General features: G+C 69.1%; 15 protein-coding genes. 10 read left to right on the plus strand and 5 right to left on the minus strand.

Annotation, left to right across the window (positions count from 1 at the left end):
- Positions 1-59: 59 nt before the first annotated feature.
- The 6 genes from B0I29_RS15455 (at position 60) to B0I29_RS15480 (ending at position 8,253) form a co-directional block, all read left to right on the plus strand.
- Entirely contained in the window at positions 60-1,706 is a 1,647-nt protein-coding gene (locus B0I29_RS15455; RefSeq protein ID WP_111649687.1) for an L-aspartate oxidase, read from the plus strand.
- A complete protein-coding gene (nadC, locus tag B0I29_RS15460; RefSeq protein WP_111649688.1) occupies positions 1,703-2,560 on the plus strand; it encodes a carboxylating nicotinate-nucleotide diphosphorylase in 858 nt (285 codons plus the stop codon). The genes B0I29_RS15455 and nadC overlap by 4 nt, the downstream gene beginning before the upstream one ends.
- Before the next feature lie 56 nt (positions 2,561-2,616).
- Positions 2,617-3,375, plus strand: a complete 759-nt coding sequence (locus tag B0I29_RS15465; RefSeq protein ID WP_111649689.1) for a type III pantothenate kinase — start codon at positions 2,617-2,619, stop codon at positions 3,373-3,375.
- A 56-nt stretch (positions 3,376-3,431) separates the two neighbouring features.
- Complete coding sequence (gene lysS, locus B0I29_RS15470) at positions 3,432-4,940, plus strand: lysine--tRNA ligase (protein ID WP_111649690.1); 1,509 nt, start codon at positions 3,432-3,434, stop codon at positions 4,938-4,940.
- A 103-nt stretch (positions 4,941-5,043) separates the two neighbouring features.
- Positions 5,044-5,400 (plus strand): histone-like nucleoid-structuring protein Lsr2, encoded by a 357-nt coding sequence (locus B0I29_RS15475; protein ID WP_111649691.1) that lies wholly within the window; start codon positions 5,044-5,046, stop codon positions 5,398-5,400.
- Between the two features lie 330 nt (positions 5,401-5,730).
- Positions 5,731-8,253 carry an ATP-dependent Clp protease ATP-binding subunit gene (locus B0I29_RS15480; RefSeq protein WP_111649692.1) on the plus strand — a complete coding sequence of 841 codons (2,523 nt, stop codon included), beginning with the start codon at positions 5,731-5,733 and terminating at the stop codon, positions 8,251-8,253.
- Between the two features lie 65 nt (positions 8,254-8,318).
- On the opposite strand, the gene B0I29_RS15485 is transcribed toward B0I29_RS15480, so the two are convergent.
- Positions 8,319-9,218 carry an HhH-GPD family protein gene (locus B0I29_RS15485; RefSeq protein WP_111649693.1) on the minus strand — a complete coding sequence of 300 codons (900 nt, stop codon included), beginning with the start codon at positions 9,216-9,218 and terminating at the stop codon, positions 8,319-8,321.
- Between the two features lie 20 nt (positions 9,219-9,238).
- Between B0I29_RS15485 and B0I29_RS15490 the strand changes: the two genes are divergently transcribed.
- The 4 genes from B0I29_RS15490 to B0I29_RS15505 all read left to right on the plus strand — a co-directional run bounded on the left by B0I29_RS15490 (position 9,239) and on the right by B0I29_RS15505 (position 11,634).
- A complete protein-coding gene (locus tag B0I29_RS15490) occupies positions 9,239-9,739 on the plus strand; it encodes a glycine cleavage system transcriptional repressor (RefSeq protein ID WP_111649694.1) in 501 nt (166 codons plus the stop codon).
- A complete protein-coding gene (gene def / locus B0I29_RS15495) occupies positions 9,736-10,266 on the plus strand; it encodes a peptide deformylase (RefSeq protein ID WP_111649695.1) in 531 nt (176 codons plus the stop codon). Before B0I29_RS15490 ends, def begins: the two co-directional genes overlap by 4 nt.
- A gap of 82 nt (positions 10,267-10,348) precedes the next feature.
- A complete protein-coding gene (locus B0I29_RS15500) occupies positions 10,349-11,116 on the plus strand; it encodes an adhesin (protein ID WP_111649696.1) in 768 nt (255 codons plus the stop codon).
- A 5-nt stretch (positions 11,117-11,121) separates the two neighbouring features.
- Complete coding sequence (locus B0I29_RS15505; protein WP_111649697.1) at positions 11,122-11,634, plus strand: 2'-5' RNA ligase family protein; 513 nt, start codon at positions 11,122-11,124, stop codon at positions 11,632-11,634.
- A gap of 42 nt (positions 11,635-11,676) precedes the next feature.
- Here the strand turns inward: B0I29_RS15505 and disA are convergent, their stop codons facing one another.
- From disA to B0I29_RS15525, 4 genes are all read right to left on the minus strand, one after another.
- Complete coding sequence (gene disA, locus B0I29_RS15510; RefSeq protein WP_111649698.1) at positions 11,677-12,849, minus strand: DNA integrity scanning diadenylate cyclase DisA; 1,173 nt, start codon at positions 12,847-12,849, stop codon at positions 11,677-11,679.
- 83 nt (positions 12,850-12,932) lie between these two features.
- Positions 12,933-14,357 carry a DNA repair protein RadA gene (radA, locus tag B0I29_RS15515; protein WP_111649699.1) on the minus strand — a complete coding sequence of 475 codons (1,425 nt, stop codon included), beginning with the start codon at positions 14,355-14,357 and terminating at the stop codon, positions 12,933-12,935.
- A gap of 35 nt (positions 14,358-14,392) precedes the next feature.
- Positions 14,393-15,130 carry a hypothetical protein gene (locus B0I29_RS15520; RefSeq protein WP_111649700.1) on the minus strand — a complete coding sequence of 246 codons (738 nt, stop codon included), beginning with the start codon at positions 15,128-15,130 and terminating at the stop codon, positions 14,393-14,395.
- Between the two features lie 103 nt (positions 15,131-15,233).
- The gene (locus B0I29_RS15525) at positions 15,234-16,064 is read right to left on the minus strand and encodes a UbiA family prenyltransferase (protein WP_111649701.1); all 831 of its coding nucleotides are present in this window, start codon (positions 16,062-16,064) and stop codon (positions 15,234-15,236) included.
- Positions 16,065-16,108: the final 44 nt, after the last annotated feature.

Below are 16,108 nucleotides of genomic sequence, written 5' to 3' on the forward strand. Positions count from 1 at the left end.
TGACCACTGAAGGTGCCCCCGCCGCGACTGATCCGAGCGGGCGGAGTGTACTGGGACACATGTCACCTCTCGCGGATCTACCGGCGCTGCCTCGCCGGGTCGCCGCTGCCGAACCGGGCTGGACCGAGACCACCGACGTCGTCGTGGTCGGTTCCGGGATCGCCGGCCTCACCGCCGCGCTGCACCTGCGCGAGCAGGGCCTGCACGTCACCGTCGTGACCAAGGTGAACATCGACGACGGCTCCACCCGCTGGGCACAGGGCGGGATCGCCGCCGTGCTGGATCCGCTGGACACCCCGCAGGCGCACGCGTACGACACGGAGATCGCCGGCGTCGGCCTCTGCGACCCGGAAGCGGTCCGCGTCCTGGTCGAGGAGGGCCCGGCCCGGATCCGGGAGCTGATCCGCCGGGGCGCCGAGTTCGACCGCAACCCGGACGGCTCGCTGATGCTGACCCGCGAGGGCGGGCACCGCGCCGACCGGATCGTGCACGCCGGCGGGGACGCGACCGGCGCCGAGGTGCAGCGCGCCCTGCACGAGGCCGTGCACCGGGACCCGTGGATCCGCCTGGTCGAGCACGCCCTCGTGCTCGACCTGCTGCGCGCCGCCGACGGCCGGGCCTGCGGTCTCACCCTGCACGTGCTCGGCGAGGGCAGTGAGGACGGTGTCGGCGCGATCCTGGCCCGGGCCGTGGTGCTGGCCACCGGCGGGATGGGACAGATCTACTCGTCCACCACGAACCCGTCGGTCTCCACCGGTGACGGGGTGGCGCTCGCGCTGCGGGCCGGCGCCGAGGTGACCGACATCGAGTTCGTGCAGTTCCACCCGACGTCGTTCGTCTCCGGCACGGTCAACTCGGTCCAGCGGCCGCTGATCTCCGAGGCGCTGCGGGGCGAGGGGGCGTACCTGGTCGACGAGACCGGTACGCGATTCATGGTGGGTCAGCACGAGCTGGCCGAGCTGGCGCCGCGTGATGTGGTCGCCAAGGGCATCTACCGGGTGCTGCGGTCCACCGGGGCCGACCACGTCTATCTGGACGCCCGGCACCTCGGCAAGGAGTTCCTGGAGCACCGGTTCCCGACCATCATGGCGTCCACCCGGTCGGCCGGCATCGACCCAGCCACCGAGCTGATCCCGGTCGCGCCGGCCGCCCACTACGCCTCCGGCGGCGTCCGTACCGACCTGCACGGCCGCACCAGCATCCCCGGGCTGTACGCCTGCGGTGAGGTGGCCTGCACCGGCGTGCACGGCGCCAACCGGCTGGCCAGCAATTCGCTGCTGGAAGGCCTGGTCTTCGCGAAGCGGATCGCCGACGACATCGGCACCGAGCCGCCGGCACAGGCCGAGCCGGTCAGCGACAGCGCCGGACCGGGCTGGGTGGCCGACCCGGCGATCCGCGCCGAGCTGCAGCGGGCGATGACCCGGGGCGCCGGCGTGCTGCGCTCCGCCGACTCGCTCGCCGGGGCGGCCAAGGAGCTGAGCCGCCTCGCCGAGCACCGTTCCCGGCCGAACACCGCGGCCTGGGAGGCGACGAACCTGCTCACCGTCGCGTCGGTGCTGGTCGCCAACGCGCAGACGCGCCGGGAGACACGCGGCTGCCACTGGCGTGAGGATCACCCGACCGCTGCCGACGAGTGGCGCGGCCACCTGCTGGACGCGATCGGTACCGACGGTCTGTTGACCCAGAAGTTCGAGGAGATGGCGTGAGCACCCCTGGAATTGATCTCGTCGAGCTGCAGCGGATCGTCTTCACCGCGCTGGGCGAGGACCTCGGTGACCCGCCGCGCGACGTGACCAGCGAGGCGACCATCCCGATCGGGCAGACCGGCACGGCCGAGCTGGTCGCCCGGGCCGACGGCGTGGTGGCCGGGCTGCTGGTGGCGGCCGAGGTCTTCGCTGTCACCTCCTCCGGGACGGCGACCTTCGAACAGGTCGCGAGCGACGGCGACCGGGTACGCCGCGGCGACGTGCTCGCCCGGATCACCGGACCGACCCGTTCCCTGCTGACCGCCGAGCGCACCGCGCTGAACCTGATCAGCCGGATGTCCGGGGTGGCCACGCACACCCGCAAGTGGGCCGACCAGCTCGAAGGCACCAAGGCGACGGTTCTGGACACCCGCAAGACCACGCCGGGCCTGCGGGTCCTGGAGAAGTACGCGGTCCGGGTCGGTGGTGGCACCAACAAGCGGATGGGCCTCTACGACGTCGCCATGATCAAGGACAACCACAAGCTGGCGGCCGGCAGCATCACGGCGGCGTACCAGCTGGTGCGCGAGGCGTTCCCGGACGTGGCGGTGCAGGTCGAGGTGACCACCCTGGACGAGGCCAAGGAGGCCGTCGCGGCTGGTGCCACGTTCCTGCTCTGCGACAACATGCGGCCGGAACAGCTCGTCCAGGTGGTCGCCGCCGTCGGTGAGCAGACCGAGCTCGAGGCGACCGGGAACCTGACTCTGGAGACCGCTGCGGCCTACGCCGCGACCGGAGTGGACTACCTGTCAGTCGGCGGGCTCACCCACTCCTCGCCGATTCTGGACATCGCGCTGGACCTGCGGCCTCGCTGAGACGCTCACCCCGTACAAAATAGGGGTCTTGATTTTGATTCTTAGGGGCCGAGATCGTGCTGCTTTGTATTGACATCGGTAACACCAACACCGTGCTGGCCACCTTCGACGGCGACAAGCTTGTGCACAACTGGCGGATCAAGACCGACGCGGCGTCGACCGCCGACGAGCTGGGCCTGATGTTCCGCGGCCTGCTCGCCGGGGACGCCGTGGAGATCACCGGGGTGGCCGCGTGCTCGACCGTGCCGGCCGCGCTGCGCAACCTGCGCACCATGCTGAAGCGGTACTACGGCGAGGTGCCGAGCGTCGTCGTCGAGCCGGGGGTGAAAACCGGTGTGCAGCTCGCCATCGACAATCCCAAGGAGGTCGGCTCCGACCGGGTGGTCAACACGCTCGCGGCGCACGCGCTCTATGGCGGACCGTCGATCGTGGTCGACTTCGGCACCACCACGAACTTCGACCTGATCAGTGCGAAAGGTGAGTTCCTCGGCGGCGCGTTCGCACCCGGCATCGAGATCTCGTTCGACGCGCTCGCGGCCCGCGCGGCCCAGCTGCGCAAGGTGGAGCCGACCAAGCCGAAATCGGTGATCGGCAAGAACACCGTGGAATGCCTCCAGGCCGGGCTCTATTTCGGTTTCGCCGGTCAGGTGGACCGGATCGTCGAGCGGATGATCGAGGAGATCGGCCCGGTCAACGCGGTGATCGCCACCGGCGGGCTGGCCTGGCTCGTGAAAGACGAGTGCCACACGCTCACCGCCCACGAGCCGATGATCACGCTGATCGGGCTGCGGATGGTATATGAGCGGAACGTTTGAGGGGCTCTGAGTACGCTTTCTCAGGTCCTGACCAGTAGCTACCAGGAAGTCGAGCCGTGACCGAGCAGAACACGCCAGTTGTCGACCCCGCCGAGGACGTACCCGAGCAGATGCGGGTCCGCCGGGCGAAGCGGGACCGGCTGCTGGCCGAGGGCGTCCCGCCGTACCCGGTGAACGTCCCCCGGACCGCCGAGCTCGCGGAGATCCGCGCGAAGTACGCCGAGCTGCCCACCGACACCGCCAGCGGCGACACCGTGTCGGTCACCGGCCGGCTGATCTTCGTGCGGAACGGCGGCAAGCTCTGCTTCGCCACCCTGCGCGCCGGCGACGGCACCGAGCTCCAGGCGATGCTCTCGCTGGACAAGGTCGGCGCCGAGGCGCTTGAGGAGTGGAAGCGGATCGTCGATCTCGGCGACCTGGTCGCGGTCACCGGTGAAGTGATCACCAGCCGTCGTGGTGAGCTTTCCGTGCTCGCGGATTCCTGGACCATGAGCGCCAAGGCGTTGCGTCCGCTTCCGGTCGCTCACAAGCCGCTTTCCGAGGAAACCCGGGTTCGGCAGCGTTATGTGGATCTCATCGTCCGGCCGCAGGCGCGTGACGTCGTTCGTACTCGCTCGACCGTGGTCCGGAGCCTGCGCGAGTCACTGTTCCGCCGCAATTTCCTCGAGGTTGAAACACCCATGTTGCAGTTGCTGCACGGGGGCGCGGCGGCCCGCCCGTTTGTGACTCACAGCAACGCTTTGGATACCGATCTTTATCTGCGGATCGCGCCGGAACTGTTTTTGAAGCGTGCCGTGGTCGGTGGCATCGAGCGCGTCTTCGAGATCAACCGCAACTTCCGGAATGAGGGCATGGACTCCACGCACTCTCCGGAGTTCGCCATGCTCGAGGCGTACCAGGCGTATGCGGACTACAACGTGATGCAGGAGCAGGTGCGTCACTGGATTCAGGAGGCCGCGGTCGCCGTCTCCGGATCGCACGTGGTCACCCACACCGACGGCACCGAGGTCGACCTGGGCGGCGAGTGGGCGGAGATCACCCTCTTCGGCGCGATCTCCGACGCGCTCGGCGAGGAGGTCACGGTCGGCACCGACCTGGCCACACTGCAGGGGTACGCGGAAAAGGTGCAGCTCTCGGTGGATCCGAAGTGGATCGCGGGCAAGCTCGCCGAGGAACTTTTCGAGCACCTCGTGCAACACAAGTTGCAGGCGCCCACATTCGTCCGCGACTACCCGGAGGAGACGGCACCGCTCACCGCGGCGCACCGGACCACCCCGGGTCTGACCGAGAAGTGGGACCTTTACATCGGCGGATTCGAGCTCGCTACGGCGTACTCGGAACTGGTCGACCCGGTCGTACAGCGCGAACGACTGCACGCGCAGTCGCTGCTCGCGGCCGGCGGCGACGCCGAGGCGATGCAGCTCGACGAGGATTTCCTGCGTGCCATGGAGTACGGAATGCCGCCGACCGGTGGCATGGGAATGGGAATCGACCGGCTGTTGATGGCGCTCACCGGCCTTGGCATTCGGGAAACGATCCTCTTCCCCTTGGTCCGGCCGGAGTAGTCGCTCGGCATTATTGCCCCCGCCATTGACGGCCGATACGCCCCTGGCGTTATTGTCTTCCCATTGCTGGGGAGAGAACCTGTGTTCGGGAGGATAACGGCGCGTGGCCAAGCAGATCATTCACAAGCTGGTCGATGACCTCGACAACGGCGACGCCGACGAGACCGTGAAGTTTGCGCTCGACGGCATTCAGTATGAGATCGACCTGTCAGAGAAGAACGCCGCGAAATTGCGGGAGGTCTTCGAGCCCTACCTCAACGCGGGCAGCCGGGTCGCCCGCGGTGGCGTGGTCGTCGGTGGCCGGGCGGCACGCGGGCGTGGCGGCGCCACTGCCGACCGCGAGCAGAACAAGGCGATCCGCGAGTGGGCCAAGAAGGCGGGGAAGGACATCTCCGACCGGGGCCGGATCCCGCAGGAGATCGTGGAGGAGTTCCACGCGAAAGGCCCCGGCCGGGCCTGACCGATTTCTGGTCCCTCGGCGATGAGGGCGCATCCCCGGTGGGGGTGCGCCCTCTCCGTGTTTGTCCCCAAGTTATCCACAGGCGGAGGGTGAGTTTTCCACAGGCTGTGGATCGTCGCGATTTCGCTGTACGCGTACACGTTCGGGTGGGGGAACAGCCGTTGAGCGTGCGAAGTTGGCTAAATCAACGTCGCGGATCGTTCCGAAGGGCTGTGAGCGCCCAGCAGAGCCCGTCAGCGGCGATAGAGTAGTCACAGCACGGGTATCACCGATGCCCGCGCGCTGGCCCCGCCAGTTCATTGGCGCACGGCACGTGAGGAGCACGAGGGCATGTTCGAGCGGTTCACCGACCGAGCGCGACGGGTTGTCGTCCTGGCCCAAGAAGAGGCCCGGATGCTCAACCACAACTACATCGGAACCGAACACATCCTGCTAGGTCTGATCCACGAGGGCGAAGGCGTTGCCGCAAAGGCTCTGGAGAGCCTCGGCATTTCGCTTGAGGGAGTCCGGCAGCAGGTCGAGGAAATCATCGGCCAGGGCCAGCAGGCGCCGAGCGGGCACATTCCGTTCACGCCGCGGGCCAAGAAGGTTCTGGAGCTCTCGCTGCGCGAGGCGCTTCAGCTCGGCCACAACTACATCGGCACCGAGCACATCCTGCTCGGCCTCATCCGCGAGGGCGAGGGCGTCGCCGCCCAGGTGCTGGTCAAGCTCGGCGCCGACCTGAACAGGGTCCGCCAGCAGGTCATCCAGCTGCTCTCGGGTTACCAGGGCAAGGAGCCGGCAGCCGCCGGCGCCGCGACCGGCGAGGCCGCACCGTCCACGTCGCTGGTTCTCGACCAGTTCGGCCGCAACCTGACGCAGGCCGCCCGCGAGGGCAAGCTCGACCCGGTCATCGGCCGGGAGAAAGAAATCGAGCGGGTCATGCAGGTGCTCTCCCGCCGCACCAAGAACAACCCGGTGCTGATCGGCGAGCCGGGTGTCGGCAAGACCGCCGTGGTCGAGGGTCTGGCGCAGTCCATCATCAAGGGCGAGGTGCCCGAGACGCTGAAGGACAAGCAGCTGTACACCCTGGACCTGGGCGCTCTGGTGGCCGGTTCCCGTTACCGCGGTGATTTCGAGGAGCGCCTGAAGAAGGTTCTCAAGGAGATCCGCACCCGCGGCGACATCATCCTGTTCATCGACGAGATCCACACCCTGGTCGGCGCCGGCGCCGCCGAGGGCGCGATCGACGCCGCATCGATCCTCAAGCCGATGCTGGCACGCGGTGAGCTCCAGACCATCGGTGCGACCACGCTGGACGAGTACCGCAAGCACCTGGAGAAGGACGCGGCCCTTGAGCGCCGCTTCCAGCCGATCCAGGTCGGCGAGCCGTCCCTGGCGCACACCATCGAGATCCTCAAGGGTCTGCGCGACCGTTACGAGGCGCACCACCGGATCAGCATCACCGACGCGGCCCTGGTCGCGGCCGCGACGCTGGCCGACCGGTACATTTCGGACCGCTTCCTCCCGGACAAGGCGATCGACCTGATCGACGAGGCCGGCGCACGGATGCGCATCCGCCGGATGACCGCGCCGCCGGACCTCCGTGACTTCGACGAGCGCATCGCCCAGGTGCGTCGCGACAAGGAGTCCGCGATCGACGCGCAGGACTTCGAGCGCGCCGCCCAGCTGCGCGACAAGGAGAAGACCCTCCTCAACCAGAAAGCGCAGCGGGAGAAGGAGTGGAAGGCCGGCGACCTGGACGTGGTGTCCGAGGTCGACGACGAGCAGATCGCCGAGGTCCTGGGCAACTGGACCGGCATCCCGGTCTACAAGCTGACCGAGGAAGAGACCTCTCGTCTGCTCCGCATGGAAGATGAGCTGCACAAGCGGGTCATCGGCCAGGAGGACGCGGTTCAGGCGGTCTCCAAGGCGATCCGGCGTACGCGTGCCGGCCTGAAGGACCCGAAGCGCCCCTCCGGCTCGTTCATCTTCGCCGGCCCGTCCGGTGTCGGTAAGACCGAGCTGTCCAAGGCGCTCGCCGAGTTCCTCTTCGGTTCCGAGGACGCGCTGATCCAGCTCGACATGTCCGAGTTCCACGACCGGTACACGGTGTCCCGTCTCGTCGGTGCCCCTCCCGGCTACGTCGGTTACGACGAGGGCGGCCAGCTCACCGAGAAGGTCCGTCGCAAGCCGTTCTCCGTGGTCCTCTTCGACGAGATCGAGAAGGCCCACCCGGACGTCTTCAACACGCTGCTCCAGATCCTGGAAGACGGTCGCCTGACCGACGGCCAGGGCCGGATCGTCGACTTCAAGAACACGGTCATCATCCTCACGACGAACCTCGGCACGCGCGACGTGGCGAAGGCGGTTTCGCTGGGCTTCCAGGCCTCCGAGGCCGAGGAGTCTTCGTACGAGCGGATGAAGATCAAGGTCAACGACGAGCTGAAGCAGCACTTCCGCCCGGAGTTCCTGAACCGTATCGACGACACCATCGTCTTCCACCAGCTGCGGGAAAAGGAAATCCTGCACATCGTGGACATCTTCACGGCTCGCATCGAGGGCCAGCTGAAGAACAAGGACATGGGTCTCGAGCTGACCGACAACGCGAAGCGGTACCTGGCGGCCAAGGGCTTCGACCCGGTCCTCGGCGCCCGCCCGCTGCGCCGCACCATCCAGCGCGAGCTGGAGGACACGCTGTCCGAGCAGATCCTCTTCAACGAGCTGCGCCCCGGCCAGATCGTCGTGGTGGACTGCGAGGGCGACCCGGCCCAGTTCGAGAAGTCGAAGCTGGTGTTCCGTGGGGCTGAGCGTGGAGTGTCGGTGCCGGACGCTGTGCCGGCTGACCTCGGGGCGCCTGCCACCGAGGAGTGATTTTAGTTTCGGCCTTTGAGACGGCCCGGCTGCGGAGTTTCCGCGGCCGGGCCGTTTTTTGCGCTTCAGAAGAGCTGCTGAACCTCGGCCCGTGGGGTGTCGCCGGCCAGGACGAAGTTGTCCGGGCCCAGCGGTTCGACCAGGCCGTCTTCCAGGAGGCCGGTCAGGGCTCGGGTGCGCTGGATCTCGTCGGTCCAGACCTGGTCCAGGCGTTGGCGGGGGACCGGGCCCGTGGTGTGCCGCAGCACTTCCAGGATCAGGCCTCGGACCTGGCGGTCGGTGCCGGCGTAACGCTGGGGTTTGCGGCTCGGGCCGGCCGGCAGCGGGGTGCCGGACAGGCGCCAGGCGCAGACGTCGTGGAATGGGCAGTCGACGCATTTCGGGGATCGGGCCGTGCAGACGATCGCGCCCAGTTCCATGAACGCGATGCTCGCCCGGGCGGCCCGCGGCACGTCCTCGGGGAGCAGTGACGCCATCGCCACCAGGTCGGCGGTGGTCGTCGCCGGGCCGGCGTCGGGTTTGCCTTCGACGGCGCGGGAGACGACTCGGCGTACGTTGGTGTCCACGACCGGGTGGCGCTGGCCGTAAGCGAAAGTCGCCACCGCGCGGGCGGTGTACGTCCCCACGCCCGGCAGCGCGAGCAGCTGGTCGAGGTCGTCGGGCACCCGGCCGCCGTGGCGTTCCACGATCGCTCCGGCGCAGGCGTGCAGGCGCATGGCGCGGCGGGGATATCCGAGCCGGCCCCACATGCGGATCGCCTCGGAGGCGGGGTCGGCGGCGAGTGCCGCGGGGTTGGGCCAGCGGGTCATCCAGGAACGCCACGCCGGTTCGACGCGGATTACCGGGGTCTGCTGGAGCATCACCTCACTGACGAGTACGCCCCACGGGGTGGTCGAAGGCGTCCGCCACGGAAGATCTCGGGCATTTGTGTCGTACCAGGCGATGGCTGCGTCGGCGAGAGTCATAGCCCGTTTACTGTAAGCGGGTGCAGGAGCTTGCCATCACCGTCATCGGCCCGGACCGGGCCGGCATCGTCGCGGACATCACCGAGGCGCTCGCCGGAGTCGGGGCCAACCTCACCGATTCGACGATGACCCGTCTGCGTGGGCACTTCGCCATGACCCTGATCTGCAACGGGTCGACGGTTGAGCAGGCCGCCCAGGCCTTGGAGCCGACCGGGCTGGTGGCCACGGTCCGCAAGGTGGAGCCCGACAATTCCGGAGGAAACCCCGGAGACCCCTACATCCTCAGCGTCCACGGTGTCGACCGCCTCGGCATCGTCGCCGCCGTCACCCGCGTCGTCGCCTCCGCCGGCGGCAACATCACCGACCTCACGACCCGGCTCACCGGCCCGCTCTACGTGCTGGTCGCCGAGGTGGACCTGCCGGACAACGCCGCCGATCAACTCGCCGCGCAGCTCGCCGTGGCGGGTTCCGAGCTGGGTGTCGACGTGACGCTGCGACGGGCCGAGTCGGAGATCCTGTGAGCGTGCAGTGGACCGGGCCGGAAGGCCGGGTACGCCCGGTCGTCACCGCCCCCGCGAACGTGCTCAGCTCGATCGGCCAGGAAGTCGACCCGACCGACCCGGAGATCGTGGCCCTGGCCGCCGACCTGGTCAGCACGATGCGCGTCTCGCCGGGGTGTGTCGGGCTGGCCGCCCCGCAGGTGGGCGTCGGCGTTCAGGTCTTCTGTGTGGACGTGACAGGTCACCCGAAAGCGGTAACCACGAACGGCACCTTCGTCCTCTGCAACGCCAAGATCATTGAGGCGAGCAGGTGGCGGCCGGGCCGGGAGGGCTGCATGTCGGTGCCGGACCTGACCGGCGACGTGAAACGCGCCGCCCGCGTCGTGGTCGAGGCGCTGCTACCCGGTACCGGCGAGCCCGTGACCATCACGACCGACGCGTTCGAGGCCCGGGCGCTGCAACACGAGATCGATCACTGCGGCGGCAGGTTGTTCCTCGATCGGGTTGCCGGTGCGCACGCCATCTACCAGCGCAAGGTCTATCTCTAACGAACGGTTCGCGAGTTGGTGTCGCATAACCGGCGCGTCGCGCGCATGGCGCTGGCGGCACAGGTCTACCGTGAGCGGCATCATGCGTGCGACGGTTGGTCCCCTCTCACCTGGCGTCTATTGGCGTCGGCGTGCGGTAGTGCTGGGCGCGGTGCTGCTCGGCGTAATCGTGCTGTTCGTGTCGTGCTCCGGTGAGGACGATAAGGACACGAAGACCAAGAACGCGTCGTCGCAATATCCGACACCGGCACCGGACACCGCGTCGCCGTCGCCGGCAACCTCGTTCCTGGACAGTGCCCCGCCCGGCGGCCCGGCCCTGCCCGACCCGGCGGACCTGCTGACCCGGGACCCGGCCGACGACGACGGCGAACTGCTGCCCGGTGCGACGACCGCGGCCACGACGCCTCCGGTCGCCGGAGCCACCACCGCCGCAACCGTCGCGCCCGCCGACGGCGGCGCCTGCGCGGACTCCGAGATCTCGGTGACGCCGATTCCGGCGACGACCACTGTGAAGCGCGGTGTGCCCCTCGAGATCCGCTTGAAAATCAAGAACATCGGTACGCGTACCTGCACCCGTGACGTCGGCGCCGAGCCGCAGGAGCTCTACGTCGAGCAGGGCGCCCAGAAATTCTGGTCGTCCGACAAGTGCAGCGCCGCGACAGGCGGCGACGTCCGCGCGTTCGCACCGGGCGCCGAGCGCGAGTACATGGTCACCTGGAACGGCCGCCAGTCCAGCCAGTGCGCCAACAACGTCGCCTCCGGCCCGATCCCGGCAGCCGGCGATTACGAACTGCGCGGCCGCCTCGGCCAGCTGATCAGCGACCCGGTCGTCGTGACCATCGCCGCCTGACAACTTTGGTCGCGGCACTTGAGCTCTATCTGGACGTCCACGCGACGCGCCGGATCCGCACGCTCTGGCAGGCGCTCGAAGCCGAAGGCATCCCCAGCCTCGGCTCGCTGAACACGAAACACCGCCCGCACGTCTCCCTGGCCGCGGCACATCGGATGGACCCGGAGGCGGTCGTCGCGGCCGTTGAAGGCGTACCCGGCCTCACCCTCAGCATGGATTTCGTCGGCCAGTTCGTCGGCCGCGTCCTCTGGCTGGGCGTCACCGTCACCGAGGAACTGCTCGCCCACCACCGCACCGTCCACGAGCGCCTCAGCGCGGGCGGCGTCGAGGTCTGGGATCAGTACCGCCCCGGCCGCTGGGTGCCGCACTGCACGATCTCCATGCGCGTCCCCAACCCGATGATGGGGCCGGCGATCCGTCGCTGCCTGGAGATGCTCCCGCTCACCGCAACGGTCACCGGAGCCGGCATCGCCGACCACGCGAACGAGATCTTCAAACCCATCCATGGGTACGCGTAACCGCCCACCCGTCACCCTCAGTGAATCCAGTGAGTTACTTCACTACACATAACGCTCGAGAATCGACGCCTCGGCCAGCCTGGACAGGCCCTCGCGGACCCCGCGGGCACGGGCATCGCCGACGCCCTCGACGGCCTGCAAATCCTCGACCGTGGCACCCAGCAGGCGCTGCAGGCTGCCGAAATGATCGACCAGGCGGTCGACGATCTGGGCCGGCAGACGCGGGACCTTGGCGAGCAGCCGGAAACCGCGCGGGGAGACGGCCGAGTCCAGCGCGTCCGAAGCGCCCGGGTAACCGATCGCTTTCGCCACGGCGACCAGGTCGATCATCTCGGTGGCGGTGAGCAGGTCGAGCTCGACCAGGGCCTCGTCGAGGGTGCGGGCTTTACGGCCACCCGGCAGGTAGTCGCGGATGACCAGGGTGCGGTCGGCGTCGACGCCGGCCATCAGCTCGTCGAGCTGGAGGGCGAGCAGCCGGCCGTCGGTGCCGAGCTCCACGACGTAACCCGAGATCTCGTCGGCGATCCGGCGGACCATCTCGAGGCGCTGCACCACGGCAACCGCGTCCCGCACGGTCACCAGGTCCTCGATCTCCAGGGCGGAGAGGGTGCCGGAGACCTCGTCGAGGCGCAGTTTGTAGCGCTCGAGGGTGGCCAGCGCCTGGTTGGCCCGGGAGAGGATGGCGGCCGAGTCGTCGAGGACGTGGCGCTGACCATTCACATAAAGGCCGATGATGTGCATCGACTGGCTCACCGAGATGACCGGGAAAGCAGACTGTTTCGCCACCCGCTCGGCGGTGCGGTGCCGGGTGCCGGACTCCTCGGAGGGGATCGACGGGTCGGGCATCAGGTGCACGGCGGCCCGGACGATGCGGGTGCCGTCGCTGGACATCACGACCGCGCCGTCCATCTTGCACAGCTCGCGCAGGCGGGTGGCGGAGAACTCCACGTCGAGCGGGAAGCCGCCGGTGCAGATGCTCTCGACGACCGAGTCATAACCCAGCACGATCAGCGCGCCGGTGCGGCCACGCAGAATGCGCTCTAGGCCGTCGCGCAGTGCGGTGCCGGGTGCCATCAGGGCCAGGTTGGCGCGCAGCGGATCGCTGGCGCCGCCGGTGAGGCCGGGGCCGGTTGGTGGCGTCACAGCGCGGCCGTTGACGCCCACGCGCGGCGTTGCACTGGCGGCGGGCTTGGAACCATCGCGGTCGAGCGGCACCTGGACATTCTACGGACTGTCATCCACGCCAACGAGGCGTGGTTCGATGAATGCTCCGTAGCGTGATGAATCGTCACTGTGGGTCACCGAGAACCGTGGTCGGCGGCCGCTTTGGCCGCGCTCTGCAACGCCGAGCGGAGGTCGCCGACCTCGATCACCTGCATGCCCTTGGGCACGCCGGCGGTCGCGTCGGGACCGCAGCCCGGTGGGACCAGCGCGACCCGGAAGCCGAGCCGGGCCGCCTCGGCCAGCCGCCGGCCGACCGCACCGACCCGGCGGATCTCGCCGGTCAGGCCGACCTCGCCGATCGCCACCAGGGTCGGTGGCATCGCCAGATCGAGACCGCCGGACGCGACCGCGAGCGCCATCGCCAGGTCGGCCGAGGGCTCGGTGAGCCGGATGCCTCCGACAGTGGCCGCGAAGACCTCGCGGTTGGAGAGCTTGAGCTGCTTGGTGCGGCGCTCCAGGACGGCCAGCACCATGGCGAGGCGGGCGCCGTCGAGGCCGGAGACCGTGCGCCGGGGCGAACCCTGCACCTCGGCGCCGATCAGCGCCTGGACCTCGGTGACGAGGGCGCGGCGGCCCTCCATCGCCACCGTGACGCAGGTGCCGGGGACCGGCTCCAGGTAACGCGTGAGGAAGAGGCCGGACGGGTCGGGCAGGCTGCTGATGCCACCCTCGTGCATCTCGAAGCAGCCCACCTCGTCGGCCGCGCCGAACCGGTTTTTCACCCCGCGGACCAGGCGCAGCGACGAGTGCTTGTCGCCCTCGAAGTGAAGGACGACGTCGACCAGGTGCTCCAGGACCCGGGGGCCGGCGACCTGACCGTCCTTGGTCACGTGGCCGACCAGGACCGTGGCGATGCCGCGCTCCTTGGCGATCGAGACGAGGGCGGCGGTGACCGCGCGGACCTGGGTCACCCCGCCGGGCACACCCTCGGTGCCGGGCGCGGCGAAGGTCTGCACCGAGTCGAGGATGAGCATGCCGGGCTTGACCGCGTCGAGGTGGCCGATCACCGTGCCCAAATCGTTTTCGGCCGCGAGGTAGAGCTTGTCGTGCAGGGCGCCGAGGCGCTCGGCCCGCAGCCGGACCTGGCTCACCGACTCCTCACCGCTGACCACCAGCGCCGGGGTGCCGGCGCCGGCCGCCCACTGCTGGGCCACGTCGAGCAGCAGGGTGGACTTGCCGACACCGGGCTCGCCGGCGAGCAGCACCACCGCACCGGGGACCAGGCCACCGCCGAGGACCCGGTCGAGCTCGCTGACGCCGGTGGGAACGGCACGAGCCGGCGCGGCGCTGATCTGGGCGATCGGCCGGGCCGGCTCGGACGGCATGCGGGAACTGACGACGCGGCCGGAGACCAGAGGCGTGGAGACGGTGGACTCGATGATCGAGCCCCACTCGGCGCACTCCGGGCACTTCCCCATCCACTTGGGTGGCTGGTGGCCGCATGCGTCACAGACGTATGCGGCCCGGGGTGCCTTGGCCGAGGCGCGGGAGGTTGTCACCCGGACAAGTTAGCCCAGGCGTACGACAATCCCGCTCAGTGCTCCTCTTCGGTGTTGCCTTCCTCGCGCGGACCGGGGGTCAGCGGGCTGGCGACCGGCGCCTGGAGCTCAAGCGACTCGGCGTTGTTGCTGAACTCGAAGACCAGGTTGACCGAGGCGCCCGGCAGCAGCTCCTCGCTGAGGCCGATGACCTGCAGCTGCGCCACGTCGGTCGGGCGGAACAGGACGGAACCCTGCGCACCGATCTTGAACTGGGCCGGCGCCACCGAGACGGACGCGGACGGCGAGACCGAAGGCGCGGCGGAAGCAGCCTTGGACGGCACCTCGGAGGCAGACTCGGAAGCCGACGCCGAAGCATGTGCCGACGGGTCCTCGGAAGCGTGCTCCGACTCGGCGGCGGCGGGAGCCGACGAAGCACCGGCGGCCGGAGCACCGCCGCTGACCACGCCGACCTGGCTGGCCGAGACGACCTGGCTCTGCTCGATCGCGCGGCTCGTGATCGAGACGGTGACCTCTTCGTCGGTCTGGTTGTAGAGGCTCAGCTCCAGCGGAGCGTTCGCACCCGCCTTGTAGCCCTTGAGCCCCGGGTACTCCACCTGGAGGTTGCGGATGTAGACGCTGCCGTCCGCCGTCTGCGAGTCGACGCCGCCGATGGGCGTGTCCAGCAGTGCGGTTTCGGCGACCTGACCGGCCGAACACCCGGCCAGCGCCAGCACAGCGACCGTGGCTGCACCCGCGACCAGACCGGCGCGACGGGTTCCCAGGGGACGCATCACGATCCTCCAAATAGAGACACCAAGGTGTTAGATCAGCCTAATGGGCGGCGATCGGCCGCGTGCGCCGACCCATCCATCCGGTGCCTGTGGAGATCCAGCGTCACCAAAAAGAAGATCCACTGAGCACCAGCAACACGACGTCGATCAGGGCCACCACCATCACCGCGCGAAACAGCGCCACCGGCCGGCCGTTCGCGCGCTTCGACGCGTACACACCAAGGGGAAGGACCACGACGGAGGCCGCGGCCGCCGCCCAGCCTGCCCACGACGGACGTCCGGGTGGTCCGAATACCAGCGTGAGTGTCGCACCCAGAAGGAGCATCGCGGCGGCCACTTGCGAACCTCGTGCGCCGATTCGGTGCGGCAGGCCCCGCACGCCGGTCGCGGCGTCGTCGGCGAGGTCCGGAAGCACGTTGGCGAAATGCGCGCCGCCGCCGAGCAGCGCGCCCGCCGCGATCAGCCAGGCGGGCGGCGCCGGATTGCCGGGCAGCGACACCACCACGAACGCCGGCAGCAACCCGAACGCCACCAGATAGGGCACCACCGAGAGCGGCGTCGACTTCAACGGCCAGTCGTAGAGCAGGGCGAACACCCCGACCAGACAGATCAGGACGATGGGCGCGGCGCCGAGCGCCAGCGCCGGCAGCGGGATCGCGAGCGCTGCGCCAAGACCAAAGATCCCGACGGTACGCGCGGAGACAGCGCCAGCGGCCACCGGTTTGTCCCGCCGCCCTGCCCACCGGTCCCGATCCGCATCCAGCCAGTCGTTGACCCACCCCACCGCGAGCTGGGTGAACGCCACCGCGAGCACCACCGCCACCAGCCGCCACCCGCGGTGCCCGGCGCCGAGCGCGAGCAGGGCCATCGCCAGGGTGACGGCGCCGCCCGGTTCCGGATGCGACGCCCGGAGCAGGGCGAGGGCGCGTGACATGACTGGCAGTGTGGTGGATCTGCCGAACCCGTGCCAGTCTCGAT

The organism is Actinoplanes lutulentus, assembly GCF_003259845.1.
Lineage (GTDB): Bacteria > Actinomycetota > Actinomycetes > Mycobacteriales > Micromonosporaceae > Actinoplanes > Actinoplanes lutulentus.

Bases quoted from the DNA above. Each gene is read 5' to 3' on its own strand.
- B0I29_RS15455 (WP_111649687.1), top strand. From the start codon at position 60: ATGTCACCTCTCGCGGATCTACCGGCGCTGCCTCGCCGGGTCGCCGCT.
- B0I29_RS15480 (WP_111649692.1), top strand. From the start codon at position 5,731: ATGTTCGAGCGGTTCACCGACCGAGCGCGACGGGTTGTCGTCCTGGCC.
- B0I29_RS15485 (WP_111649693.1), bottom strand. From the start codon at position 9,218: ATGACTCTCGCCGACGCAGCCATCGCCTGGTACGACACAAATGCCCGA.
- B0I29_RS15500 (WP_111649696.1), top strand. From the start codon at position 10,349: ATGCGTGCGACGGTTGGTCCCCTCTCACCTGGCGTCTATTGGCGTCGG.
- B0I29_RS15520 (WP_111649700.1), bottom strand. From the start codon at position 15,130: ATGCGTCCCCTGGGAACCCGTCGCGCCGGTCTGGTCGCGGGTGCAGCC.
- B0I29_RS15525 (WP_111649701.1), bottom strand. From the start codon at position 16,064: ATGTCACGCGCCCTCGCCCTGCTCCGGGCGTCGCATCCGGAACCGGGC.